The following is a 25,512-nucleotide window of genomic DNA, read 5'->3' on the forward strand; positions in this document are numbered from 1 at the left end:
AGCTGCAGGCTTTCAAATGAATTGCAACTATTCCTGATACCTTTTATTTACAATAATGAAATATCTGAAAACCACATTGCTATTCCTTGCGCTTTCTACAGCGCAGGCACAACAGGTACACCCGGATGCACAATATGCCAAGGCAGAATTAATCCAGCAAAAGGCCAATGGCTTTAAAGGGATTTGGTACATGAATCAACCCAGCAATGACGAGTATGTATACAAATACAGCGGAGGTCTGGCCGTGTATCCTGCAAATCACCGTCCGTTCGCCATCTACGCTAAAAAGGTAAACAAAACTTTTTTTTGTTTTGGAGGCACAGACGATCAGAACTCTACCCTGCTGCACAATGTATCTTACTACGATCATAAAACCGGTAAACTTGCAAACCCTGTTATACTGCTGGATAAGAAAACAACAGACGCACATGATAATCCTGTGATTTCTATTGACGACAAGGGATACATCTGGATATTCTCCACATCACATGGAGTAGCCCGTCCTTCGTACATTCATAAGAGCAAAAAACCCTATGATATTGAAGCGTTTGATACTATCAATGCCACAGAGATCGTAGACGGAAAGGAACAGCCATTTAACAACTTCTCCTATTTTCAGGTCTACCCCATCAAAGGAAAAGGTTTTATCGCGCTATTTACAAAGTACGACAAATCAAGTCATCGTGTGATAGGATTTAACACCAGCAGGGATGGTCAGCATTGGAACGAATGGAAAATATTAGCGCATATCGAAGATGGTCATTACCAGGTAAGCGCTGAGGCTGATGGTAAAGTCGGTGTAGCATTCGATTATCATCCGAAAGGTAAAGGACTCAATTACAGAACCAACCTTCACTATCTGGAAACCAGTGATTTTGGGGAAACATGGAAAACAATTGCAGGAGAAACCGTGCAGCTTCCTTTGACCGAAAGTAAAAACCCAGCTGTGGTACATGACTATGCAAGTGAAAAACTGAATTGTTATCTGCTGGATATGACGTTTGACAAAAACAAAAAGCCCGCTATTCTGGTCATATCAAGTAAAGGATTTCAGGCCGGACCGGGTAACAACCCAAGAAACTGGACACTATACCGCGGACTAGACAAAAAATGGCAGTCCGGTATTGTAACCACCTCCGACAGTAATTATGATATGGGATCGGTTTATGTAGAATCTGATCAAAAAATTAAAGTGATCGGCCCCACCGTCGACGGACCGCAGGCTTACAATCCGGGCGGAGAAGTAGCCATGTGGATCTCCGAAGACGGTGGCATAAACTGGAAAAAAGAAAGGCAGATGACAGAGAACAGTGAAATGAATCATTCGTATGTAAGGCGCCCTTCTCATGCAAAACCCGATTTTTACAGTATCTGGGCGGATGGACACGGGCGGAAACCTTCTGAATCCTTCCTGTATTTCTCCAATGACAAAGGGGATGTATTCAAACTTCCGAGACATGCTAAAGATGACATGATCAAACCTGAAAAGATAAACTAGTCAAGATTATCACATTTTGATGTATAAAAACGGGATGTCACCCTGAGCGGAATCAAAGAGCACGATCTACACGTCAGCTCTGCTCACTACGGCACATCAATCACGTCTCACATCGTGGTATTTGATCTGAAAGGATTTTTGTAAGTTTGAATTCCGGCACAGTATTCACCGGGATTCAAACTTATTTTTATTTACAATGACCGATATTCAGATAATCGCCTTTGATGCCGATGACACTCTCTGGGTAAACGAACCATTCTTCCTTGAAACTGAAAATGCGTTTTGTGATATGCTCGAAGACTTCCTTCCTCACCACAGTCTTTCCAGAGAACTTCTGACGATCGAAATAAAGAATTTAAAACACTATGGTTATGGTGTGAAGGGTTACATACTTTCTATGATCGAAGCCGCTATCACAATCACTGACCGTCGCATCGGTGTGGACACCATTGAAAGAATACTTGCACTTGGCAAGGAAATGCTCGACAAAGACATAGAACTGATTGAAGGCGTGGAAGATGTACTGCAGGCCTTGCATGGCAAGTATCGTCTGGTGATGGCAACAAAGGGTGATTTGCTGGATCAGGAACGGAAACTAAACAAATCCGGTCTGGCCAACTATTTCCATCACATCGAAATCGTGTCCGAAAAACAGGAGCCGGAATACCGGAAATTAGTCAAACACCTTGATATTCAGCCTGAGCAATTTCTGATGATCGGAAACTCCCTGAAATCTGACGTGCTTCCTGTTCTGAATATAGGCGGGCACGGTTTTCATGTCCCCTTTCACACAACATGGGAACACGAAAAAGTGGAAGCCCACATTGAACATAACAACTTCCGGCAACTTACCACTATCCGGGAGGTACTCGATTATATTAGTTAACATATGAAATTACTTGATTTAGACAACTGGCCGAGAAAGGAACATTATCACTTTTTCAGTCAGTTTGATGAGCCGTTTTTTGGTGTATGTGTTGACATAGATTGCAGCATGGCATACCAGATTGCAAAACAGCAAAACCACTCATTTTTCCTGCACTACCTCCATAAATCTTTGACGGCAGTCAACCTGACTGAACCGTTTCGTTATCGGATCAATACGGAAAAGCAGGTAGTTGTGCATGATGTAGTATCTGCTTCTGCCACCATCAACCGAGAGAACGGCACCTTTGCATTCAGTTACATGCCCTATGATTCTGATTTCAGTATTTTTCGACAAGCCTGCAATGATGAGATAGCCAGAATACAAAGCGCTCCGTCGATTTTTCCGGATCATATTGCGGATGATGTGATACATTATTCATCTCTGCCGTGGCTGAAATTCACATCGATGTCCCATGCCCGTAACTTTACATTTCCTGATAGTGTTCCCAAAATTTCATTTGGAAAAATGACGACTCTCGGTGATACCAGAACGATGCCGGTTTCCATACATGTGCATCACGCCCTGATGGATGGCGTTCATGTAGGGCAATACGTGGATACTTTTCAAAGACTGATGAATGAACAATAAAATTTAAATCCTAAGCTGTGAACCAGGATATCGATCTCAGGATGTTATACCGGCCGCTTCAACCTTTACTGCTGCCAGCGGCCCAGGTTTCATATCAGGAATTTATACCTGGCCCACAGGCTGACCGGTTTATCTATTGCTACTGGCGGTTGAGAACCGATAGCCCTTTGACACACGATTTCCAATATAGGGTCATTGCAGACGGGTGTATCGATATCTTTTTTGAAATGAGCAATCCATCAAAAAACTTCGTGATGGGCCTTTGCAATAAATATACAGAATTCAGCATCGGTCATACATTTGACTATGTAGGCATTCGTTTCTTTCCGTCAGCATTCCCTGCACTTTTCCGTACCGACGCATCCGCTCTTACCGGCCGTTTTGAAAATCTGGCAGATGTTATACCCGGTATATCACAATTCATCGCAGATCAGTTTTGCCCTGAAACTACAGCGTCTCAGATCTGCGAAAAACTGGACAACTATTTTACCAGACTTATATCCAATTCTGTTTTTAGCCAGGACCCTCGTTTCTATGCCGCGTTGGAAATGATCATGAAACGGAATGGAATGATTCATGTGGAAACGGATCTTGACACGGGTCTGAGCAGCAGACAACTTCGCCGGTTGTTTGATCGATACGTTGGGGATTCTCCTAAAACTTTCAGCAAAATTATCCGTTTTCAAAATGTACTTTCCCGTAAGCTTGATCCGCTAAGCGAGTTTAGTATTGACGAAGACTATTACGATCAGGCTCACTATATCAAAGAATTTAGACATTTCTCCGGCCTGACTCCATCAGTCATCCCGTATTAAAATGTCCGATTTTTACAATCATCGCCGGATTGTTCTTTTCAACTTTGCAAAGTCATCAATCAGTGATATTGCAAAATGAAGTACATACTTTCCATTTGTCTGCTGGCAGGCTTAGCTGCCACATCTCTTTGTCAATCATTGGATCAAAACAAAAACAGAATGAAACTAAACGCAGGAATTGTTACCCGGAAAATAGCCGAAACAAAGGCATTTTACACCTCTGTCCTTCACTTCGGTATCACCTTCGAAAACGACTTTTATCTTCTGATGCATACGCCAGATAAAAGCGCGGAGATCAGTTTTCTTTTGCCAGAGCATGAATCCCAACAACCCCTTTTCCATACGCCATTCAATGGTCGGGGTATGTATCTGACGATCGAAGTTGACGACGTAGACAGACTTTACAATGAGCTGAAAAATAAACAGGTAGAAATCAAAATTGAATTACGGGATGAGCCCTGGGGTGACAGGCATTTTGCAATCTCTGATCCCAACGGAATCGCGATTGATATTGTCAAATACGCCCCAAGCCCAAAATAGGATATAAGCTGATACAAAATACCTGGTGTTTTTAAAATTGATAATTTTTACGAGCTTTAAGGGAGATATGTTGTAAGCCTTTAATACAGACCTACACTAAATTCAAATTTTGTCCTGAGCTAAAAATGCCATTTACATACAATCCCGAATTACCTTACGCAAATCTTCCCTTCGAATGGGCAGGAACACCAATCGATGAAAAAGGCCGTTTTCGGAATGTAGAATTTCCCTTCAATGGTTCACTAAGTCTTTTGTTTAAATGGCAACTTCAAAGAAACCCTCAGAAGTTAGAAAAGCAAAATGATAAATGGAGACTCAATGTACCGGAACACTGCGATTTTCTGACGACTGATAAAGATGTTGTGGTCTGGCTTGGACATGCATCATTTTTCATACGGTTAGCCGGCATCACCATATTGATTGATCCTCTGTTCTTTGACAGCCGTTTCCTTCGCAGATTGAGTCCGTTGCCTGCCCCGCCTGATCAATTCCGGAAACTGGATTATATTCTGATTTCTCACGACCATCGTGATCACTGTGACGAAAAAACGATAAGATATCTGGCAGAACTCAATCCGGATGCGACCTGGCTTTCAGGACTGAATATGGAACAATTGCTAATGTCATTCACAAAATCGGCCAATATACAAACCGCAGGCTGGTATCAGCAATACCAGACAGAAACTGCACTTAAGATTACCTACATGCCTTCCAGACACTGGGGAAGACGCTTATTTGCAGATACCAATTTACGTCTTTGGGGTGGATTCGTTGTTCAGTGTGCGGGTCAAACCATATACTTTTGCGGTGATTCAGGTTATGGCAATCACTTCAAAACTGCAGGAGATATCTTTCCGGAGATTGATTACTGCCTTGTAGGAATTGGTGCTTATAAGCCTGAGTTCATTATGGCGCAAAGTCACACCTCTCCTTCCGATGCCTTCCGGGCTTTCCAGGATACGCGTGCCAAATATATGGTACCTATGCACTACGGCACTTTTGATCTGGCGGATGAGCCCATCGGCGATCCGCTCAGAGTTCTGAAAAATCTGGACCGAACAAAAGGCAAAATCAAATATCCTGATGTAGGTGTTTCTTTTCTATAATCCGTATTCGTCAGTTTTTTATTACTTTGAAGGATTATCATTCGATTCGATCCCAATTTCCTTTTTATTCCAATCTATGAAGAAATTATATGTTTTTTTTCTGTTAAGCGCACTGAGCTTATCTGCTTTAGCGCAGTCCAGGGATAAAATAAAAGCAAGTGATCTCACCAAAGTAAAGCAAGTAGGCAATGTGTTGATGGCGCCTGGAGAAAAAAGAGCAGTTTACACCTTGCTGACTACCGAACCACTGGCAGACGCCCAGTTTGAATACGAATATCGGACAAATCTTTATCTGGTGGATTTAGAAAGTAAAAACGAACCAGTTGCCCTGACCCGTGGAAGCGAAAGCGCGTCGCAACCGGATTGGTCTCCAGATGGCACTAAGATTGTTTTCGTCAGAAAGGTGAAAGAAAAAAACCAGCTTTTCGTCCTTCCTGTTCATGGAGGCGAAGCCTGGCAACTTACAAGCCTTGCTTACGGGGCGGGTAATCCGAAATGGTCTCCCGATGGCAACAGCATTCTCTTTTCAGCAGGCTTGTCCTTGCAGGAAATCATGAAAGACTCCATTTTAAATCCTGCAGGCAAAGTTCCGGCCTGGTCTTTGGAAAAACCAGGGTTTGCAGACAATACTTTTATCAGGCCGTCCAAAGATGTGAAGGCCAATCCTGATGGCTCACTGGCAGAAATAAGGGCCTATCTGAATAAGGATACAGAAGACAAGAAGGCCAAGGTAATCAACAGACTTAACTTTCAGGGTGAATCCAATACCCAGCCCGAGCTGACTTTTTCTCACTTGTATACCATTGAGCCTAAGGAAGGAGCCAAACCAAAGGCGGTTACACGGGGCTTCTACAGTTTCACACAGGCAAGCTGGACACCTGACGGAAAAATAATTATGGTAACCCAGGGCGACAGCCTTCAGCACCCAGATCGCAGCAGAGCCAGCCGAATTGTACGTGCCAGCGTGGACGGAAGCGCTGTGGTAACATTGCTGAGCGATCAGAACTTCAACTTCAGTCAACCAACGGTGTCGAAAGACAACCGATATCTCGCTTATATATCCTCAGCTGCTGCCCTTCGGCCGGGTACGCTTGATCAAGGTCATATCGGCATTCTCACTATGGGCTCAGAGGCACGTCCTTATGTTTCTGCTTTCGACCGTAGTGCAGGTAATCTGACCTGGTCGCCCGACAGCAGATCACTGTACTTTACGGCTGCCTCCAATGGCGGATTTCCTGTATACCGTATGAACGTAGTGAGCAAAAGAATTAATCAACTTACTGGCTACAACATCGGCATCAATAGCTTTGATGTGGCGTCCAATATGGTGATTTACGCTAAGACGGAAGTCGCTAATCCAAGCGAAATATACACGGCTGACCCTGCTTTTCAAACCGAAACAAAAAGGAGTAACCACAATACAGAATGGCTGAAAGGCAAACTGCTCAGCTATCCTGAAAAGAGGACTTTAACCAACAGCAAAGGGCAGACGATTGAGTATTGGGTGATGAAACCTGCACAAACGGAAGCTGGCAAAAAATATCCGTTACTGCTACAAATGCATGGCGGGCCTACAGCCATGTGGGGTCCCGGAGAAGTTTCTATGTGGCATGAATTCCAATTTTTCTGCTCACAGGGATATGGTGTGGTTTATGCCAACCCTCGTGGCTCCGGTGGTTACGGACTTGATTTTATGAAAGCCAATTTCCAGGATTGGGGAACCGGTCCGGCTACGGATGTACTTGCTGCTGCCTCAGACGCAGCCAAGGAATCCTGGGCCGATACCGCCCGTCAGGTGATTACCGGAGGATCCTATGCAGGCTATTTGACAGCATGGATCGTAGGCCACGACAACCGCTTTAAAGCAGCACATGCCCAGCGTGGCGTTTATGAGCTGACCACATTTATGGGAGAAGGAAATGCCTGGAATCTGGTTCCGAATTATTTCGGAGGCTATCCGTGGCAGAGTGAAATTAAAAAAATCATGGATGCCAATTCACCTCAGTCTTTTGTCGAAAATATCCACACCCCGCTGCTGATCAAACATGGGGAAAATGATTTAAGAACCGGAGTAATACAGAGCGAATTGTTATACAAGAGTCTTAAAATATTAGGCAGAGACGTAGAGTATGTAAGAATGCCTGGCGGGACACATGAGCTGAGCAGAACAGGGAATGCCCGTCAACGTATCGATAGGATACTTCGTATTTATGAGTTTTTTGAGCGGTATGTTGGGGAGAAATAGGTAAGCTTTGACAGACAGACGAGGCCGGCGATCACAACCGGCCTTGTCTGTTTCAAGACCAAAAACCCTGAACCCGCACACTAGCAGGTCCATCTTTACGCTTTTTTAACTCTTTTCTAAGTCGAATTCCTGTTGATATATGTCCGGCAACATATACTTCGGCACCGGTCAGATCCACTCCTTCTGTCCATTCCAGCAGAGATGCAAATCCCCCTTCATCACTTTGTTTTACTGGCTGCACATTCCATTTGAAGTTGTTGAAAAAATCTGCCATGTGGCCATCCTCAGCGATAGAGATAGCCCCTATGATACGCCTTCCTGCTGCCAGCTGCTGTAGAGCAAGATAATGACCAAGCGCACTCATATCACCCAGTACGACCAGTTTCCCGGGTAAAGCACGGTGAAACGTATTACCCACACCTACATAGGTGATGCTGTCGCCCTCAACGAGCGAACTGACCCAGCGGCTACCCGGCCCGTCATGCATGGCATCGACATACAACGTACACGTATGTGTTTCTGCATCCCAGCCCGCCGGGGTGTAATCGCGGTAGACGCCATCGGCTACTCTTATCTTAATATGTTGGACTTTCTCCCAGCCCGACATATCCATATCAGGAAAGTAAACATCCACTTCGTAAAAAGTTGCAGGTTCCCAGACTCGTATGGCCAGTACGGTACCAGTTTTGCCAAAGGCATTCTCAATAAGGCTCAGCGCTTTTTGTTTTATAAAGTTCATTCTCAAATTGTTTATCCAAATCACTCTGAATCAGCATACTTCACAAACAACAATCATCCGATTCCGGCCGGAAATGGCTTAACGATGCTGCTGATTCAATGATGGTACAAAACAAGGCCTGAAGCAGCGATTTGAAAATAGAGAAAGACAGGTAATCATTGGACTATTTACGGTATTCATTTTTAAACTGGCCCGGCGACAAGCCGATCACCTTTTTAAATAGTCTTGAAAAGTAAGCATGATCTTCGTAGCCAAGTGAAAAAGCAATTTCTTTTACGCTAAGGTCTGTGTAGTATAGAAGTCGTTTTGCTTCCAGTATAACTTCCTGATGTATCCAATATCCTGCCGGCAAACCTGTTTCAGTTGTTATTGCCTCGGTCAGATACGACGGTGTAATATTTAGTAAACGCGCATAAGCAGCAGGACTTTTAATGGATTTATATTCTTTTCGTAAGAGCTTCCTGAACTCCCGAGCGATCATCGACGGGCGTGAGTGGTTTGTATGACGATGCTTGTTGCTGCCTAGAATAATCGTAGCGAAAAGACCTATACAAACCTGAATCATATCAGCTATTATTTGCTGACGGAAGCCCGATTCATCCAGATTTGTTTTTAAGTGATCAAGCATAGTCAAACTACTGGTCAATTGGTCTGACTGATTAGCATTGATCTTAATCGGATCTCCATCCGTTACATATTCTTCGAATACTTCTCTGTAAACATTACCGACAAGCATCATATCGACTGCCAGCAGCCAGCCGCTTGCATTTGAAATGGAAACAGGCCAGTGAACCTGTCCGGGAAAAATGCAGAACACGCCACTACCATCCAGACTGAATTGACGGAAATCCACCATAAACGAACTTTGGCCCTGTACCTGAAAGAAAAAGTTACAATGGTCGTCGCGATGCGCTTCCATACCCACTAACTGGTCAGGCGCCGTCACCCCAATCTTGTGCAGATGAATACCATCGCGACTATCATCCGTTAGAAAATGCAGCGGTATCGACTGTTTCGGTTCCATTTGTCAGCTTTACCTTTTCAGTTTCACAGCTCTGTCAAGCATATCTGTAGCCTGCAGAATTTTGTTTCTCAGATAATAAGGATAATCCGGATTTTCCGCCAGAAAGGATTGGGCAATTTTTTGAGCTTCTATTCCCGAATGGCCTGAAAAAGTGGTGTTGGTCCAGCGGGTCGGGAAAAAGATATCACCCGTGAGCTGGATTTCCTGTAACATATCAAGCGAAGGACGCAGGTATTTTAAAGCGCTTTGCTGGCGTAATGGATGATGCAGGTAAGTGAGTCCTTCCAAAACCCAGGCCTCCTTCTCCCGGTTTTCCTCCCTTTTCAGCGATTCGAAAAACGCATCTCTTTCTGTTTCCTCATGGCTCACAGCAGGTATTATAAATTGTAATTTTGCCTTTCTGTCCGGATTTTTGGTATCTCTGATTTGCTGCTGCAATAAGTTGTCATGTCTATCACCACCCTTCAACACCAATTCGCATGCAAGACTAATTTTATCATCCTCTGACAGCACCAGATCTTTCACCTTCAGCTTACCGCTCCACAGTTTTTCCAGTTTGCCAAGGCCATCTGCTGTGATGGCTACATTTCTGAAGGATTTAAAATAAGATGTTTTTATGCCCTTGTCCGGTATCGTTGTCAGCCCGGTCCAAAGCAATTTTTCCATATATTCCTGCTGTCCCTGGCGGTTGGTATCCGAAATAAAAGACCACCAAAGAGCATGAAGATTGGCCAGCAGGTAGTCAGTTAGCAATGGATTATCTTCTTTTACGAGCATATCCGAAATACCAGCCATCATGACGCTCGGCTCAGGACCATCTCCACGCACAAATGCCTCCCATATATTGACAAGCATTGCGCCCCGGAATACAGGATCATCCATGCCCGCCTCCATTTTATCATAATAATGTTTTATAAAATAATTCCTACTCACAGTATCCATTCTGAAATAACCATAGCCCACGCCGCTTGAATTCGGAAACACCATGGTCTTCGCTTCACTTATGAGCAATGGTTTGTCATTGACAAGATTCAGACTGCTTTCACTGTACGTTTCCCCCCTCTTCCATTTGGCATGCAAAGACTGCTGCCATATGCGTGCGGATACCGAATCTGTAACCTGCTGAAGGGTCATCGAACCGCTTTCAGACAGCAGATTGTATTCCGGCATACCCGATGTTTTCACCCACACATTACTCCATTCTGAGATATTGAGTGGTGTTTTGCTATCGATAATAGTAATCAGATCATCCCAACGTGCATTGCCAAAGAAGAACTTCTTTAAATATTCGGAAAGACTCTCGCGCATCAGCTTTTCTCCTATTTTGCGTTCCAACTGACGCATGACAATGGGTGCTTTCTGGTAAATGATAGCGCCATACAGCGTCCCTGCATTACGCATATTGCCAAGATCCTGTAAGACAGGATTGGTTCCGGCGGTGCGGTCTACCTCATATGCAGCGGGATAGTGCGCCAGTAAAAAACGTAAATCATGATTGATTTCGGGAAAACTGGGATGCACAATCTTGGCGGCCATAAAATTGGCAAATACTTCTTTAAGCCATACATCATTAAACCAATCCATCGTCACCAGATCGCCGAACCACATATGTGCCGACTCATGAGCGATTACGCTTGCTCTGGCCATTTTTTTATTGACAGAAGCATTCTCGTCGAGCAACAACCCTGATTCATTATAAAATACCGCCCCGGGATGTTCCATACCGCCATATTGGAAGGACGGAAGCAGTACAAAATCAAATTTTCCAAAGGGGTATTTGATCGAGGTATACTCTTCAAGCCATGCCAGGGACTCTGCATGCAACCTGAATACTTCACTTCTGTTTCGTGCTACCTTTTCCGCATCTGTTTCACGGTAATACATCGTCATTTCCCTTCCTTTCAGAGTTTCGGTAGTTTTGAAAAACTTGCCCGCCGCAAATGCGAAGAGATACGAACTGATAGGTTGTGTTGCAGCAAATTGGTAAACGTTTGTTTTGCCTTTGGTAATTTTCTTAGATAAAGTGCCATTGGCAACCGCTTCCCATTCGGCAGGCGTTTTTAACGACAGCGTATAAACTGCTTTTAAATTAGGCTGATCAAAAAGCGGGAAACAGCTCGAAGCACGGTCGGGCACAAAAAGTGTATACAGATAATCATCGCTACGATTCAGAGACATATCACCGGCTACAAAGTTGATCTCAATCTCATTGCGTCCTCTCTGCAAATTGCTTGAGGCAATGACGATATGTCCGTTTTCAAAAAGATAGTCAGTATCTTCTCCCTTTATTTTCACTGATAACAGATGTGATGAATCTGCCGTGAAATCCAGGACAAGCGGATTGTACTCATCTTTGAGGGCAAAAGAGATAATCTCTTTCCCTTTAATAGCTTCGCTTCTTATCTTCGGTATCTCCAGCTCTAATGTATATTCAATTCCGGAGATGGTTTTTTGTCGCTGTTCATTTAGTTGGAACGATACCCCTTCTTCAGGAAGTTGTTCTTTTTTTGTATTACAACCCCAAAAAACGAAAACGAATAAAATGATAAATAGTAAAGAAGAAAAAAGAAGACGCATGGATAAAAAACTATTTAATTACTGCAATTCATTCGATCAGGGCAACCCAGGACCCGATGAATAGCAAGTTAAATCTTTTTTCCCTTAGAAAGGTCTGTAACCCGATTTTTGAATCATTCAAACCGGTTAAGGCCAGGTAGATGTTTTGATTTCTGATACGGTATAATCAGAATAATGTCGATTACATGTCTGACGGCATTTGAAAATATTGCTATTCTGTACCGTAGCCAATCGCGTAGCGATATAATATTGGTAGTGGTAACAAATGACCAAATCCAAACCTTAATCCCGTAGGGATGTAACGGTGACAAAAAAAGAGGTAGAGGCGATTAAAATCAATAACAGCATTTTTTACAAGCGTGTTGAAAGCTTATGGCTCTATATGAACCTATTTTTCCTGTAAAAGAATAAACTGTGTACGCTGATCATTCTTCAGGCCCGGATTGTCATCACTTACCAGAATCAGCTTTCGCTTCCCGCTCTCTGTAGGCCACCAGGACATCCCTTCCAGATTATCAGGAACAAAAGGCAAGCCTTTATTGAAATCAAACGCCGGTTCTTTATCTTTTAACAAATGACTGCCTTGGATTGTCACGTTCCAAAGTTTTGCTTTAACAATTTTGCTACCTCCCTGACCATTATCATAACACCGCTCCAACACCAGTAACTGATCTTCGTTTACTGATAAAATCTCAGATATTCCTCCCAAATATTCTGTTGGGCTATTGGGGCAACTTTTTCTGTCTATCACGTAACTGAATGGCTTAGGTTGCTGGTAACCGTTTGCTTCTTTATCAAATCGTAAAAAATGAACAGTATCCTTTTCAGCATTTGTCTCCCCTTCCCAGCCAGACTCCGGAGCCACCCAAACCGTCCCCTTTTCGGTTACTGCCATACTTTCAATGCCTTTATTGTCAGCAGGAAGACGCATAGGTGCAATCAGAAACTGAGGTTTACCCTTCGGAGGAAATTGATCAAAGTAAGCTACATACGTGGTCGTATCCAGATTTTCCCACGCCTGATCATATTCGTTTTCTACTGCGTAAAAAAAGCGTCCGGTATTGTTATCAAACCGGACAGATTCAAACCAGTTGTGTGTCGATTTGGCAAAAGTCAAATTAGCCCTGCTATCGAAATCCCTGATGTCCTTAATCTGATCCAGTACGAAGTAGGATCCACGATCAGCTGCAAGATGCCATTGTTTCGTAGCGGGTACATATTCAATAGCCGAAATGCCGTGCAACTGGCCTGCCGGTTTCATGGTGGTGAATGTACTATCCTGAAAGATAAACTGCAGAGGTTGTCCGTTTGCTATGATACCAAAAACAGATAACACAGCACTCAAAAGCATTTTTTTCATCAGATTTTATGTCACCATTGGTATTGTGACCTGGTAAAAATAACACTGAATTCTGTACATTTATGAAACAAATCATAAAAGACAGTAACAAGCCTAATGAACTATTCCACAAATCCATGAAATACTTCTATAAATCCATTTTAGTACTTTTTCTTCTGCATGCAGCCACTTCACAAGCACAAAAACTTGGCAAACTTACCGTAGAGAAAATTATGCGTGATCCGAAAATGTGGATGGGAACATCTCCATCCAATATTTCCTGGTCTGAAGATTCCCGAAATATTTATTTTGATTGGAATCCTGATAAGAATTTGTCGGATTCACTTTATTCTTACAATCTGTCTGATAAGAAAATCAGTAAATTAAGCACTGCGGAAAGAAAACAAATATCTGGTTCAGAAGGAACGTATAACAGGGCACGAACACTGAAAGTATTCGCTAAAAACGGAGATATTTTTCTCATTGATTGTAAGAATTTCACCACCCGGCCACTGACCAAAACCATAGACAGAGAAAGCAACCCTACCTTCAGCGGAGATGAGCAGAGCATTGTATTTGAAAAGAACAATAACCTTTACAGCGTAAATCTGCAAAGCGGTCTGCTAACTCAGCATACCGACTTTAAAACCGGAAATAAGAAGTCGGATACAAAACTGAGCGACGAAGAGAAATTTTTGAAAAGCGATCAGATCTCTATGTTCCAGGTCTTGAAAGAACGCAAAGAGAAAAAAGATGCAGGTAAAAAGATTGAGGAAGCTGAGAAAGCAGACTCGCCCAAAGAAATCTATATAGGTGAAAAAAGAGCCAGTTACGTAAAGTTAAGCCCCGACGGACGGTTTGTTACATACCGTTTATCCCAACCAGACAAGGCTGCCAAATCCACTATTGTCCCGAATTATGTTACAGAATCGGGTTTCACCGAAGATCTGCCGTCCAGAGCCAAAGTGGGCGCACCCGCTACCAGTCACGAGTTCTGGGTATATGACATGAAGAAGGATACGGCAAGAAAAGTGACTACTAAATCCATCCCCGGCATCCATGACAAACCAGACTATCTGAAGGATTATCCCAAACAAGATAGTGCATGGAAGAAAAAAGAACGAGAAGTATCCTTTGCCGGCCCTTTTTGGTCTGAGAACGGGGAACACGGCGTGTTAGTGGTTACTTCACAGGATAACAAGGATCGCTGGATTATGGCACTGAATCCCGATTCTCTTTCTCTAAGATTGCTGGACCGCCAACGTGATGAGGCATGGATCGGCGGACCCGGCATAGGAGGTTTTTCCGGTGGAAAGCTTGGATGGATAGACAACAATACACTCTATTTTCAAAGTGAGGCGACCGGCTATTCTCACCTGTATACTTTGAATGTCGCAACAGGAAAAAAATCACAATTAACGAGTGGCAATTTTGAAATTCAGGATGTTGAGCTTTCAAATGACAAGAAAACTTTTTATCTGATCACCAACGAGATTCATCCGGGTGAAAAGCACTTTTACAGTATGCCGGTAAATGGCGGCGCACGCACGCGTATCACCCATCTGACCGGAGCTTACGAAGTGAAAATATCGCCGGATGAAACTAAACTCGCGGTAAGATATTCCAACAGTACCAATCCATGGGAACTGTTTGTGATGGATAACAAACCAGCGGCAAAAGCAGAGCAAATTACTAAATCCGTTTCAGATGAATTCCTCTCTTACAAATGGAGAGAAGCAAAGGTGGTAACCATCAAAGCCACTGACGGAAAAAATATTTATGCAAGAGTTTATGAGCCAAAAAAATCAAATGGTAAGGCCGTCATATTTGTACACGGTGCAGGCTATCTGCAAAATGCGCATAAGTGGTGGAGCCAATATTTCCGGGAATATATGTTCCATAACCTGCTGACCGACCTTGGCTATACTGTACTGGATATGGACTACCGTGCAAGTGCAGGTTATGGCCGTGACTGGCGTACGGGGATCTACCGTTTCATGGGAGGAAAAGATTTAACTGACAATACCGACGGTGCTAAATGGCTGGTCAAACAGTACGGCATCGATTCTAAAAAAATTGGTATTTATGGTGGATCTTATGGCGGATTCATTACGCTGATGGGTCTGTTCACAACACCGGATGTATTTAAGGCCGGAGCAGCACTCCGTCCGGTTACCGACTGGGCAGCCTATAACCATGGTTACACGGCCAACATTCTGAACGAACCACAGGCCGACAGTTTAGCGTATCGCAAGAGTTCACCGATTTACCACGCTGCCGGATTAAAAAATCATCTGTTGATATGCCACGGTATGGTAGATGTAAATGTGCATTATCAGGATGTTATCCGCTTATCGCAACGACTGATCGAACTGGGAAAAGACAATTGGGAACTGGCCTCCTACCCAATGGAAGACCATGGTTTTGTGGAAGCATCTTCATGGACGGATGAGTACAAACGCATTTTGAAGTTATTTGAGGAGAAGCTTAAGTAAGAATTCAAGGTTAAAGGGAGAAAAGAGTAGCGGTCTTTTCTCCCTTTTTCGCTTTATTGGCATTTCTACTTTCTTTCCTTTTAACTTTGAAACATGGAAAATATTAAAGAGCTCAAGCTTGCAGTACTCATTGACGCAGACAATGTGCCATATTCCAATATTAAAGGAATGCTGGAAGAGGTAGCAATATACGGAACCCCAACTTTTAAGCGTATCTACGGTGACTGGACAAAACCTACCCTTTCAGGCTGGAAAACGGTATTGCTTGAAAATGCAATTACACCTGTTCAGCAGTATAGCTATACCTCAGGCAAGAATTCTTCTGATTCCGCTTTGATCATCGATGCGATGGATATCCTGTACACAGGCCGTGTCGATGGCTTTTGTATCGTTTCCAGTGACAGCGATTTTACAAGGCTGGCAACACGGCTTCGTGAGGCAGGGATGCTGGTCTTCGGCATTGGTGAAAAGAAAACTCCGGCGGCTTTCATTGCTGCATGCAACAAGTTCATTTATATTGAAATCCTTAAAAAAGAGGCAAAACCGGAAACCCAAATTCCGGAAGCGACGAAAACAGTAGCAAAGGAAGAAGCCAATCCTGTCGCCAAGGTAGACAAAGGACTGATCCGGCTCATTTCGGAAAGCATCAATGATATCGCCGACGAAGATGGATGGCTTTTCCTTGGGGTATTAGGGAATATGATTCTCAAAAAGAGACCCGATTTTGACCCTAGAAATTATGGACATAAAAAACTGTTAGATCTGATACGATCGATTAAGGTTTTGCAGGTTGAAGAGAGGCCCACCGGTAAAAACAACACATCTCATTTTTATGTGAAATCTAGATAATCAGCAGTTTTCAACGATCAGTCTATGAGAATCTCCCAAAAATCTATTCAGCTTCGGGCCAGAAAACGAGGCTTTCATCTGATTACCGATGACATCCTGAGAGAAGTTTCTGACATCAGTTTATTCAAAATGGGTATCTGTCAGGTTTTCATCCAACATACATCGGCTTCACTAACAATCAACGAAAACGCGGATCCGACTGTCCGCATGGATTTTGAGATGTATTTCAGCAAATCTGTGCCGGAAAACGATCCGGATTATCAGCACGATTATGAAGGTTCTGATGACATGCCTGCCCATCTTAAGTCATCTATACTGGGAAGTTCGGTAATGATCCCTATCAGAAATGGGAGACTGGCACTGGGAACATGGCAGGGCATTTATCTGTGTGAGCACAGGGATTATGGCGGTGCGCGAAACTTATTGGTGACGATTTGGGGTGAATAACTGAATATTTACCGCCTTAATGTAAAGACAGGAGCATAATCATTAAAAATTATACTGAACCCGGCAAGTGAAAACATCGTCTGGCACATCCGAAGTGAAACCCTCCAATCCCGACCTCTCGTTACGTACAACATCATAAAAGAAAAGAAACTTCAGGGACGGATTGGCATAATAAACGTATCCCATTGTAAATGTCTTATACAGCAAATCTGCTTTACTAAAGCCTGCTTCAGCCGTAATATCTTTACCTCCTACCTTTTTATTGGGATCGTACCAGTCATATTTCAGGACCATCTGGTGCTCTTCGCTTCCCAAATGTTGTAGAAAATAGAAATAGGCCCCATCAAAATTACGGATATACAGCGGGTCTTTTATGCCGTTGGTTGCGGGATAGGTTCCTGGTGTTTCACTGGTGCCAAATGTAGCGGTTTGCTTACCAAACATATATTCGGCTCTGAATTCTGTTTCTCCTTTTTTGTTTGGAAATACAAGCTGAAAATCAGCACCCGCATATTTACGGGGCGCAATCTTCCGGTTATTCGAATCAGACGAATCCCGTTGCATCGCAAACTTACTACCTGATCCGCGCGTTTCATACAGGACGCTGGACTGACTTGTAATTCCTCCTGTGTAGCCTGAAACGCCCGCCGATAATAAAGCTCCGGACAAAAATCTCATTTTGGTGGGTTTAAGACTCAACCTTCCGATCACATCCTTATGACTGTCATAATCCACAGGCCCTGCCATACCCTGCCCATTGAAAACACCAACATCCAGCTTCCATTTGGCCCACTTACTATCCGCATTTCTGTCATTTACCGTTAACATGGCGCCTATATCCCGCTCTGTTTTCATGAGCAACTGCGACATCCGTCCCCGTTCGGGAGTCTCTCTATTGGCAGACGACAGGTTTACTTCATATCCGAATGGCCTTGCAAACATCCCGGTGGTCACGGCTAATACCTTGAATTTATTCTCATAAAACCTACCCCAGAAATCCCTGATCACCACACCGCGCTCTGTGCCATCAAACTGAAACACAAAATAGGACGTTGCATTTCCTTGTTTATTAAGATGCGCATAGTCAACCCTCAGACGTCCCCTTCTTAACATGAACCGATTATTGGCAGCCGGAGAAAAATTCCCTCCATTGAATGATTCAGCTCCTTCACGGCTGATCACCTGAAATTGCGGCTGAATATATCCGCTCATTCTCACTCTGTCATAGCGCTCATAAATAGACAACATCCCCTTCCCCATCTGGTTGGTGGTATCCACCAAATCCATCAGAAACCGTTGCGCCCGTATTTGTCCGGAATTAAATAAAGAAATTGTAAAAAGGATTCCGAAGATCCAGTTCTTCATAGTTAGATGTATCAGTGTCAGTAATGACCTGCAAATGTCGCCATTTTTTTATATTTATCACTTTAACACAGGAATAATGAAAAGAGTGTTTCAAACTTTCATGATCGCTACAACACGAATTCATGTCCTGAATTCCCCCTTACATTGTCCTGAATTACATCACAGATTATGCTCATGTTCTATTTAGTTTGCATAGCCAAACAAATGCTACCTCACGACAAGCTGCTATTAGCCAACGCTCTGAAAATCTGGCAACCATGTGGCAGTAAAAGCGATATATTTCGAAAATTCTAAACCGGATAAACAATGGAGCAATACATATGGAAAAAGAACATTGAGCTCATATGCTTTCAGGCGAAAAACTTCCCCGAAGGCATCCAGCAAACCTTTGATACTTTGCAACAAAATGTAAAGGATTACGATCAAAGGGACTGGTACGGCATATCCTACCAGGATGCCAGTGGAGCAATCATTTATAAAGCCGCCATTAACAAACTTGATCCCGGCGAAGAGCATCAATTTGAAGACTTTACGGTAACCAAAGGCACATACTTATGCATAGAGATTCGGGAGTGGATGAAAAATCCGGCACAAATCGGCGAAGCGTTCATGAAGATGCTTGCCGAACCCGGATTAGACATCGGTTTCCCTTGTGTAGAATGGTACTATGACGACAACGTACTTTGCCTGGTTCGCCTGAAAGAAGATGCATCCCTACAACCGGATCAGACTCTTGACAAATAATAATATCTTATCTTTAAACTGAACATCTCGTGAAAATTGCCGTAATCATTATCCGCAGTCTTCTGGGCTTTATTTTTGTGGCCTCAGCCATTGCTGTTCTTTTCAATCTTGTACAGGCTCCTCCACTGAGTGGAGATGTCAAGAAGTTCAATGATGGTCTGATGGCGACCGGCTACTTCATTCCTCTGCTTAAAGTGGTAGAGCTGATCTGTGGATTGGCACTGCTTTCAGGCTTATTTGTTCCGCTGGCACTTGTCGTATTGTTCCCTGTAACAATACATATTTTTGCTTATCATCTGGCCATGATGCCTGACGGACTTCCTGTTGCCATTTTCCTGCTTGCAGCCAACCTTTTTCTTGCCTATTATTATCGTCAGAGTTATACACCATTACTGAAAGCAAAATAATGCAGAGCGAGGCTGCTTTGATTTGACAATTAAATTATTTCAAATGATCGAAGTATTTAAAACCGATATATCGGACTCACATGTGGCTGGCATTGTAATGGAAGTGATCTGCCTGCATTTCCACATGTTACGAGCCAGCTTTGATCTGGAAGATTGTGATAAAATTCTTCGCGTGCAGTCTGAATCCGGTATAATCCCAGCAGTCAACATCATTGGTCTACTGCATGCAATGGGCTGCCAGGCCGAAGTACTGCTGGATGAAAAACCCACAGCAGTAAAGATGATGCTGTACGAAACCAAATATTATCCCGTGTGCTAAGCATACGGGCTTCTGCATTTTTCTTTGTTCGAACAATATTGGCACCGCTCTACCCGCAAGAGTTACCAATAAATCTCCTCTTGTATTCCGGATGTTAATTTCGTTAATAAAGATTCGGTTCACCAATAACTTCTGTAAATTGGATCGTTTTTCGCAAATCACTTAAAATGGTTTAATCCTTTTATTTCTTGGTTTGTTGAAACGATAAAAATTTAAATGTATCTATCCCTTTGGAAACCTATTCTAACCATAAAATAACACGATGAACCGCAGAGAAGCGATTGAAAGAATAACCCTCATGATGGGCGGAGTGCTGGCAGCCCCATTGATGGCAGGTGCCATGGGTGAAAAACTGAATTATGGTCCGTCTCTGAATATATCAGCTGATCAGGAAGTATTACTTTCTGAAATTGCAGATGTGATCATTCCTACCACAGCCACTCCCGGCGCAAAAGCTGCGGGTGTAGAGAAATTCATAGTACGCGTTGTAAGAGACTGCTATCAGCTCGATGAGCAAAAGAAATTCTATGATGGCGTGGAAAGACTCAATAAAGATAGTCAGGAAGTATATCAAAAAGCGTTCGTGAATCTGGATGCTGGTCAGAAAAAAGAAATCGTAACCAGAGCTACAAAATCAGATAAGCCATTTTTCCTCCAAATGAAAGGACTCACCGTTACAGGCTATTTTACATCTGAAATCGGTGCTACTCAGGCATTGGATTATTTACCGATACCTGGTAGGTTCGATGGCTCCTGGCCGATGCCTAAAGGCCAAAAAAGCTGGGCAATCTGATTAGACAGGGTTGTGTCACAAACGACCTTATGATTTACATTTCTCAAATCCATCAAGCATTACAAGAAAATGGCGAATTTAAATATTGATGCAATTAAAGATATCACCTATGATGCCATCGTCATAGGATCAGGGGTATCGGGCGGGTGGGCAGCAAAAGAGCTCACAGCTAAAGGAATTTATGTTCCCCGTTATCGTAATGTAGGAAACGACAAACGGGATTATCTGCGTGGGTTCGGCTATCAGGGCGGTGGTGGTCGTCAGGGATGGCAACGCAACATCGCCGAACTCTCCTTCGGAGCAGATTTCAAAGAAGAATTAACGACTCCCGGCAACTGGTCTATGGGCTTCGGAGGTTTCGGTGAGACACTTCCCTACCATGAAAACCGTATGTACCTGAACAGGGAGAAAAAGGATAAATTCGGAATGCCAACGGTTGTTTTCGATGCAGATTTAAGAGAAAATGAAAAGAAAATGCGGGTTGACATGGCCAATGATGCGGCAGAGATGCTGGAAAAATCCGGCGTTAAAAATGTAAGAACTTACGACAACGGCTCCTACCTCGGAATGGCGATCCACGAAATGGGAACCGCCAGAATGGGCAGGGATCCAAAGACTTCGGTTCTTAACGGAAACAATCAGCTACACGCCGTAAAGAACGTTTTTGTAACAGATGGATCCGCAATGACTTCGGCCTCCTGTGTGAACCCGTCGTTAACTTATATGGCCTTTACAGCCAGAGCAGTGGATTTTGCAGTGAAGGAGTCCAAAAAGAAAAATCTCTGATTGCTGCTGATTATCAATTCACAGCGATTTACATGAATCGGTATTTTCCCCGATTAATATCAAACAATAAGCCGGTTGCAACGATGTGACCGGCTTACTGTTTTGTTAGGGTGCATTAAAACCTTATTTTGCAACAAACATGAAAGGAATGGATCAGTATACTCAGCACACGATTTCAGCCAGAAAGGCTTGCTTACTTATATTTTTGGTTTGTGGTATTGGTCTTTCAAGCTGGGCTCCGATGGTCCCGGTAGCCAAAATTAATCTCGGGCTCGATGACGCTGCCCTGGGTCTGGTCCTATTATCATTGGGAGCCGGCGCAATTATCACAATGCCTTTTACAGGGATGTTTATCAATAACTATGGAAGCCGGAAAGTGATGATGGCTGCCGCAACTGTCATCGCGATCATTCTGCCTGTACTCCTACTGACTACTACTGCCTGGCAACTGGCTGTAGCACTCTTCATATTTGGCTCGGCCATTGGCTCAATAGATGTATCCATGAACAGCCATGCTGTGGTAGTACAAAACCGTGCAGGAAAACATATTATGTCGTCCTTCCACGGAATGTTTAGTGTAGGGGGATTATTTGGATCTATTGGTCTGGGTTTTCTGATCAGGTTCGGGTTATCACCTATTATTGCCGCGGTATGTATTTCTGCACTATTATTTCTTATCGCCGCCAGCCAGTATAAAAATCTGCTACCCCATTCTCAGGAAGACAAAGTGGATTCATTCGCGTTTACTTTGCCACGCGGACCGGTTCTTATTTTAGGTTTAATGTGTTTCGTGTTTTTTCTTGCAGAAGGCTCTTTGCTCGATTGGAGTGCTGTATTTCTTCAATTTAACAGAGGATTTGAGCCTTCCATGGCAGGGCTGGGTTTCGCAGCATTTTCAGTGGCTATGGCAGTAATGCGACTGACAGGAGATAAGATCGTCCACAAAATCGGAGCAGCAAAAGTAGTATTGTACGGCGCGCTCATTTCATCCGCAGGTTTTCTGATTGCCTCATTTATTCCCACGCAGGAAGCTGCATTATTTGGTTTTGTACTAGTCGGACTGGGTGCTGCAAACGTGGTTCCTGTATTTTTCACTGCTGCCGGAAACATCCCCAATATACCACCATCTGTTTCGCTACCCGCAGTTACCACGTTAGGCTATGCCGGACAGCTGGCCGGTCCTGCATTGATCGGCTTTATCGCTGAAGGTTTTTCATTACCTATTGCATTGGCCTTTGTTGGCGTGCTACTGCTGATTGTGGCGGTTACGTACAGGCATAGAGAATAAGTAATCATGAGATCCTGCGTTAATTTAATACGATATCATTCTTGTAAAATCTCATAATGTTAAATGAATATAACCGCAGGACTAAAAACACTTTCAAGGCATCGTACAATTTAGAGATTCATATCAAAATGCCTCACCGGTAAACAAATAGAAACCCGGCCCTTCTTTGGTAAAACCTACATCCAGCCGCAAATAGATATCCTTTTTTGCAAATAATAGATAGCGTAAACCTACTCCACCGGAAGGGCGTATATGTTTCCATGAGAACTCGTTGACCTTCGGTGCAACCACAGCAGCTCCTCCAAAAACGGCTCCACCAAATCGCCGGCTGAACTTGAAAGGCAGCCATCGATGTTCGGCCTGGGCGGCGATCATGTTTTTATCTCTATACCTTCCCGTATAGAAGCCGCGCATAATCATTTCACCTCCCATCAGCGCCAGCTGGTTGAAAGGTACATCTCCGGACATGAAATTACCATACACCTGCCACGCAAAGACATTTCGGGCATTGGTCGGATGTGAAGATCTGAAATCCAGATTCACACCAACAAAATTGTGATCACTTGCCAACGATTTGCTATAGGACAGAAACGATAGTTCAGCAAACAATCCCTTGCGGACATTGAGCACATTATGTCGGTTATCGTAAACCATCGCGACACCAAGCCCAAGGTTTTTTCCACCACCGCTTCCTAACGGTAGCTCGTATGCATCATGCCCATCAGGTTGCTTAAAGTCCGTATTATATAATTGCTGATAGTCAAATTCAGGACCAATAAAAGCATTGCGAACCACCTTTCTTAAAATCCGCTGCCTGAGAAGTATGTAGTTGGCATCAATGAGTGCAGGTTCTTTCCCCGGCGTTTCCGGACCAATGCCGTAATACAATAGTGGAAAGCGCTGAAATTTGGTTTTTCCCAGAAAAAACCATGCATCCTTGTCTCCGTAAATGGCATTGTCCAGCCATATTCCATACTGCCCCTCTAGGGTGATAAACGTAAAAGCGTTTATTTCACTCAGCCTGTTCACGGTATCATTCTTAGCCTGAAACAGAAGTAATGATGAAAATCCAAATTCGAAACTGGTTTCAGGAGAATAGGCCAGGGTCGGGTAAATCCTGAAACTGGGCTTACCGGGAGCAGTGGTGTCGGAAATAGTTTTACTGACAAACCGTTTCAGCCAGTTTTTTCTCTCTTGCCCGAATACATCCCATTCAGGTGTGACAGCTAAAATAAACAGCAAAAAGTACTTATACTTCAAGTTGATAGAGATTAAGAAATCTGCGATGCACAGACCTTTATGTCCGATTACAAAAATCAAGCCATGCCTTATATCCTCTTTAACATGAATATAGACGAGTCAAAGATAGCTTAACCACCACTTTTTCTTACGTTTTGTCTTGTAGGTTCCAAACCATCGACACGGCATATAGAGCAATATAACGATTCCAATCCAGATCAGGTATACATATTCCAGCTGATAACCAAAATCGAATGGCCGGAACTGGAAAAACAGCTTCGAATCTGTGACCTGGCGCCATGTGTAACCGGACGCCAACACTGCCAGTGCACTCAATGCATGAATCAAATAAAAATGAAGTATATAATAGAAAAATGGTACTTTCCCGTACACTGTAAAAAACCTGCTAATGCGGTTATTGGTGTGTTCTGTAATGGCAAGTAACATCAGGACAGGTCCCTGAGTCATCAGCATATACATCAGCGACGGCGGATACTTGGACACATTCAGGAAAGATAAAAATGTACGCCATGAGTCTGCCTGGCTGGCCCACGGCGACGGATCTCCATACCAGTTAAGTCCCCGCAGCACCAGGAACAAAACGGTAGATACTGCCCCTAATGTCAGCAAAACCTTTTTCCGTCTAGCCGCGTCAGCATCTTTGTCATACAAGCTTCCAAGACCATAGCCTACCATCATTAACCCTGCCCAAGGTAGAATCACATAAAATACCCCAAGTGTGTGCCCTTCGCTCAAAGTATAGAACTTCCCGGTTGCAGTGAAAAATACATTCATTAATATGTCCTGCACAGAATTCTCGGGAAACTTAATGAAGGAAGTTAGGTTATGGGCAAATAGTAACAAGAGCCCGATAAACAAAATTACTCTTGACGATGTGAAGCGTACAAAAAGCGACAAAACAATCATGCTTGTTGCCAGAGACCAGATCACCTGTAAAAAAATGACTTTGTAGGTAACGTCAAATGATAATGCAAAAGTGATTAACGTAACCTCTACCAATACAAGCCATATACCTCTTTTCAACAAAAAGCTACTTGCCTGCTCAATACTTTTTTTTCTTCCCGATAAATAAGCGGAAATCCCTGAGAGCATCACAAATGAGGGTGCGCAAAAATGCGTGATCCATCTGGTAAAGAAAAGGATCGAGGTAGTTGTAGCTGGATCCGTAGGGTTTGCTGTGAATGCTGTGATATGGAAGTACTCACGTACATGATCAAGCGCCATGATTACCATGATCGCACCTCTCATAAAGTCAATAGAATTAACACGGGATGTGGATACCCTTTCTGGCATAATTACAATAGAATATTGATGGTTGAGTTTCTAAAATAGAAAAGCAGGCTGATCAAATTCTATAATG

22 protein-coding genes and 1 pseudogene are annotated in these 25,512 nt (G+C 43.4%); 16 read left to right on the forward strand and 7 right to left on the reverse strand.

Annotated features, from left to right (window positions below):
• The first annotated feature begins 55 nt into the window (after positions 1–55).
• The 7 genes from AC1XUE_RS13255 (at position 56) to AC1XUE_RS13285 (ending at position 7,720) form a co-directional block, all read left to right on the forward strand.
• A complete protein-coding gene (locus AC1XUE_RS13255; RefSeq protein WP_483356457.1) occupies positions 56–1,498 on the forward strand; it encodes a BNR-4 repeat-containing protein in 1,443 nt (480 codons plus the stop codon).
• A gap of 196 nt (positions 1,499–1,694) precedes the next feature.
• On the forward strand, positions 1,695–2,384 hold the full coding sequence (locus tag AC1XUE_RS13260) for an HAD family hydrolase (RefSeq protein WP_483356458.1): 690 nt from the start codon (positions 1,695–1,697) through the stop codon (positions 2,382–2,384).
• A gap of 3 nt (positions 2,385–2,387) precedes the next feature.
• Positions 2,388–3,014, forward strand: a complete 627-nt coding sequence (locus tag AC1XUE_RS13265; RefSeq protein ID WP_483356459.1) for a CatA-like O-acetyltransferase — start codon at positions 2,388–2,390, stop codon at positions 3,012–3,014.
• A 17-nt stretch (positions 3,015–3,031) separates the two neighbouring features.
• Entirely contained in the window at positions 3,032–3,829 is a 798-nt protein-coding gene (locus AC1XUE_RS13270) for an AraC family transcriptional regulator (protein ID WP_483356460.1), read from the forward strand.
• 75 nt (positions 3,830–3,904) lie between these two features.
• Entirely contained in the window at positions 3,905–4,369 is a 465-nt protein-coding gene (locus tag AC1XUE_RS13275) for a VOC family protein (RefSeq protein ID WP_483356461.1), read from the forward strand.
• Between the two features lie 125 nt (positions 4,370–4,494).
• Entirely contained in the window at positions 4,495–5,475 is a 981-nt protein-coding gene (locus AC1XUE_RS13280) for an MBL fold metallo-hydrolase (RefSeq protein ID WP_483356462.1), read from the forward strand.
• Between the two features lie 76 nt (positions 5,476–5,551).
• Entirely contained in the window at positions 5,552–7,720 is a 2,169-nt protein-coding gene (locus AC1XUE_RS13285; RefSeq protein WP_483356463.1) for a S9 family peptidase, read from the forward strand.
• A gap of 52 nt (positions 7,721–7,772) precedes the next feature.
• On the opposite strand, the gene AC1XUE_RS13290 is transcribed toward AC1XUE_RS13285, so the two are convergent.
• The 4 genes from AC1XUE_RS13290 to AC1XUE_RS13305 form a co-directional block, all read right to left on the reverse strand.
• Complete coding sequence (locus AC1XUE_RS13290) at positions 7,773–8,459, reverse strand: SIP domain-containing protein (protein ID WP_483356464.1); 687 nt, start codon at positions 8,457–8,459, stop codon at positions 7,773–7,775.
• Positions 8,460–8,622: 163 nt separating this feature from the next.
• Complete coding sequence (locus tag AC1XUE_RS13295) at positions 8,623–9,483, reverse strand: AraC family transcriptional regulator (RefSeq protein WP_483356465.1); 861 nt, start codon at positions 9,481–9,483, stop codon at positions 8,623–8,625.
• 9 nt (positions 9,484–9,492) lie between these two features.
• Entirely contained in the window at positions 9,493–12,060 is a 2,568-nt protein-coding gene (locus AC1XUE_RS13300) for a M1 family aminopeptidase (RefSeq protein ID WP_483356466.1), read from the reverse strand.
• 388 nt (positions 12,061–12,448) lie between these two features.
• The gene (locus tag AC1XUE_RS13305) at positions 12,449–13,420 is read right to left on the reverse strand and encodes an esterase-like activity of phytase family protein (RefSeq protein WP_483356467.1); all 972 of its coding nucleotides are present in this window, start codon (positions 13,418–13,420) and stop codon (positions 12,449–12,451) included.
• Positions 13,421–13,536: 116 nt separating this feature from the next.
• Between AC1XUE_RS13305 and AC1XUE_RS13310 the strand changes: the two genes are divergently transcribed.
• The 3 genes from AC1XUE_RS13310 to AC1XUE_RS13320 all read left to right on the forward strand — a co-directional run bounded on the left by AC1XUE_RS13310 (position 13,537) and on the right by AC1XUE_RS13320 (position 17,190).
• Complete coding sequence (locus tag AC1XUE_RS13310) at positions 13,537–15,894, forward strand: prolyl oligopeptidase family serine peptidase (protein ID WP_483357992.1); 2,358 nt, start codon at positions 13,537–13,539, stop codon at positions 15,892–15,894.
• Positions 15,895–15,987: 93 nt separating this feature from the next.
• Positions 15,988–16,743: an NYN domain-containing protein gene (locus AC1XUE_RS13315; RefSeq protein ID WP_483356468.1), complete on the forward strand. Its 756-nt coding sequence runs from the start codon at positions 15,988–15,990 to the stop codon at positions 16,741–16,743.
• A 24-nt stretch (positions 16,744–16,767) separates the two neighbouring features.
• Complete coding sequence (locus tag AC1XUE_RS13320; protein ID WP_483356469.1) at positions 16,768–17,190, forward strand: secondary thiamine-phosphate synthase enzyme YjbQ; 423 nt, start codon at positions 16,768–16,770, stop codon at positions 17,188–17,190.
• Between the two features lie 42 nt (positions 17,191–17,232).
• Here AC1XUE_RS13320 and AC1XUE_RS13325 read toward each other — a convergent pair whose 3' ends face one another.
• Positions 17,233–18,555: a porin gene (locus AC1XUE_RS13325; protein WP_483356470.1), complete on the reverse strand. Its 1,323-nt coding sequence runs from the start codon at positions 18,553–18,555 to the stop codon at positions 17,233–17,235.
• A 306-nt stretch (positions 18,556–18,861) separates the two neighbouring features.
• On the opposite strand from AC1XUE_RS13325, the gene AC1XUE_RS13330 reads away from it, so the two are divergent.
• From AC1XUE_RS13330 to AC1XUE_RS13355, 6 genes and pseudogenes are all read left to right on the forward strand, one after another.
• Positions 18,862–19,299, forward strand: a complete 438-nt coding sequence (locus AC1XUE_RS13330; RefSeq protein ID WP_483356471.1) for a hypothetical protein — start codon at positions 18,862–18,864, stop codon at positions 19,297–19,299.
• Between the two features lie 29 nt (positions 19,300–19,328).
• Positions 19,329–19,706 carry a DoxX family membrane protein gene (locus tag AC1XUE_RS13335; protein ID WP_483356472.1) on the forward strand — a complete coding sequence of 126 codons (378 nt, stop codon included), beginning with the start codon at positions 19,329–19,331 and terminating at the stop codon, positions 19,704–19,706.
• A 43-nt stretch (positions 19,707–19,749) separates the two neighbouring features.
• Positions 19,750–20,025: a hypothetical protein gene (locus tag AC1XUE_RS13340; RefSeq protein WP_483356473.1), complete on the forward strand. Its 276-nt coding sequence runs from the start codon at positions 19,750–19,752 to the stop codon at positions 20,023–20,025.
• A gap of 262 nt (positions 20,026–20,287) precedes the next feature.
• On the forward strand, positions 20,288–20,818 hold the full coding sequence (locus AC1XUE_RS13345) for a gluconate 2-dehydrogenase subunit 3 family protein (RefSeq protein ID WP_483356474.1): 531 nt from the start codon (positions 20,288–20,290) through the stop codon (positions 20,816–20,818).
• A gap of 168 nt (positions 20,819–20,986) precedes the next feature.
• Positions 20,987–21,604, forward strand: a pseudogene (locus AC1XUE_RS13350) (GMC family oxidoreductase); the annotation flags it as partial.
• A 148-nt stretch (positions 21,605–21,752) separates the two neighbouring features.
• Positions 21,753–22,892: an MFS transporter gene (locus AC1XUE_RS13355; RefSeq protein ID WP_483356475.1), complete on the forward strand. Its 1,140-nt coding sequence runs from the start codon at positions 21,753–21,755 to the stop codon at positions 22,890–22,892.
• 123 nt (positions 22,893–23,015) lie between these two features.
• Here AC1XUE_RS13355 and AC1XUE_RS13360 read toward each other — a convergent pair whose 3' ends face one another.
• Both AC1XUE_RS13360 and AC1XUE_RS13365 read right to left on the reverse strand, forming a co-directional pair.
• Positions 23,016–24,152, reverse strand: a complete 1,137-nt coding sequence (locus tag AC1XUE_RS13360; RefSeq protein WP_483356476.1) for a BamA/TamA family outer membrane protein — start codon at positions 24,150–24,152, stop codon at positions 23,016–23,018.
• A 99-nt stretch (positions 24,153–24,251) separates the two neighbouring features.
• Complete coding sequence (locus tag AC1XUE_RS13365) at positions 24,252–25,445, reverse strand: acetyltransferase domain-containing protein (protein WP_483356477.1); 1,194 nt, start codon at positions 25,443–25,445, stop codon at positions 24,252–24,254.
• Positions 25,446–25,512: the final 67 nt, after the last annotated feature.

The organism is Dyadobacter sp. HNCC25DJ187, assembly GCF_056895255.1.

Excerpts from the sequence above, each read along its gene's own strand:
- AC1XUE_RS13255 (WP_483356457.1), top strand. The coding sequence starts at position 56 with ATGAAATATCTGAAAACCACATTGCTATTCCTTGCGCTTTCTACAGCG.
- AC1XUE_RS13260 (WP_483356458.1), top strand. The coding sequence starts at position 1,695 with ATGACCGATATTCAGATAATCGCCTTTGATGCCGATGACACTCTCTGG.
- AC1XUE_RS13265 (WP_483356459.1), top strand. The coding sequence starts at position 2,388 with ATGAAATTACTTGATTTAGACAACTGGCCGAGAAAGGAACATTATCAC.
- AC1XUE_RS13275 (WP_483356461.1), top strand. The coding sequence starts at position 3,905 with ATGAAGTACATACTTTCCATTTGTCTGCTGGCAGGCTTAGCTGCCACA.
- AC1XUE_RS13280 (WP_483356462.1), top strand. The coding sequence starts at position 4,495 with ATGCCATTTACATACAATCCCGAATTACCTTACGCAAATCTTCCCTTC.
- AC1XUE_RS13285 (WP_483356463.1), top strand. The coding sequence starts at position 5,552 with ATGAAGAAATTATATGTTTTTTTTCTGTTAAGCGCACTGAGCTTATCT.
- AC1XUE_RS13290 (WP_483356464.1), bottom strand. The coding sequence starts at position 8,459 with ATGAACTTTATAAAACAAAAAGCGCTGAGCCTTATTGAGAATGCCTTT.
- AC1XUE_RS13295 (WP_483356465.1), bottom strand. The coding sequence starts at position 9,483 with ATGGAACCGAAACAGTCGATACCGCTGCATTTTCTAACGGATGATAGT.
- AC1XUE_RS13300 (WP_483356466.1), bottom strand. The coding sequence starts at position 12,060 with ATGCGTCTTCTTTTTTCTTCTTTACTATTTATCATTTTATTCGTTTTC.
- AC1XUE_RS13305 (WP_483356467.1), bottom strand. The coding sequence starts at position 13,420 with ATGAAAAAAATGCTTTTGAGTGCTGTGTTATCTGTTTTTGGTATCATA.
- AC1XUE_RS13310 (WP_483357992.1), top strand. The coding sequence starts at position 13,537 with ATGAAATACTTCTATAAATCCATTTTAGTACTTTTTCTTCTGCATGCA.
- AC1XUE_RS13315 (WP_483356468.1), top strand. The coding sequence starts at position 15,988 with ATGGAAAATATTAAAGAGCTCAAGCTTGCAGTACTCATTGACGCAGAC.
- AC1XUE_RS13320 (WP_483356469.1), top strand. The coding sequence starts at position 16,768 with ATGAGAATCTCCCAAAAATCTATTCAGCTTCGGGCCAGAAAACGAGGC.
- AC1XUE_RS13325 (WP_483356470.1), bottom strand. The coding sequence starts at position 18,555 with ATGAAGAACTGGATCTTCGGAATCCTTTTTACAATTTCTTTATTTAAT.
- AC1XUE_RS13330 (WP_483356471.1), top strand. The coding sequence starts at position 18,862 with ATGGAGCAATACATATGGAAAAAGAACATTGAGCTCATATGCTTTCAG.
- AC1XUE_RS13340 (WP_483356473.1), top strand. The coding sequence starts at position 19,750 with ATGATCGAAGTATTTAAAACCGATATATCGGACTCACATGTGGCTGGC.
- AC1XUE_RS13345 (WP_483356474.1), top strand. The coding sequence starts at position 20,288 with ATGAACCGCAGAGAAGCGATTGAAAGAATAACCCTCATGATGGGCGGA.
- AC1XUE_RS13355 (WP_483356475.1), top strand. The coding sequence starts at position 21,753 with ATGGATCAGTATACTCAGCACACGATTTCAGCCAGAAAGGCTTGCTTA.
- AC1XUE_RS13365 (WP_483356477.1), bottom strand. The coding sequence starts at position 25,445 with ATGCCAGAAAGGGTATCCACATCCCGTGTTAATTCTATTGACTTTATG.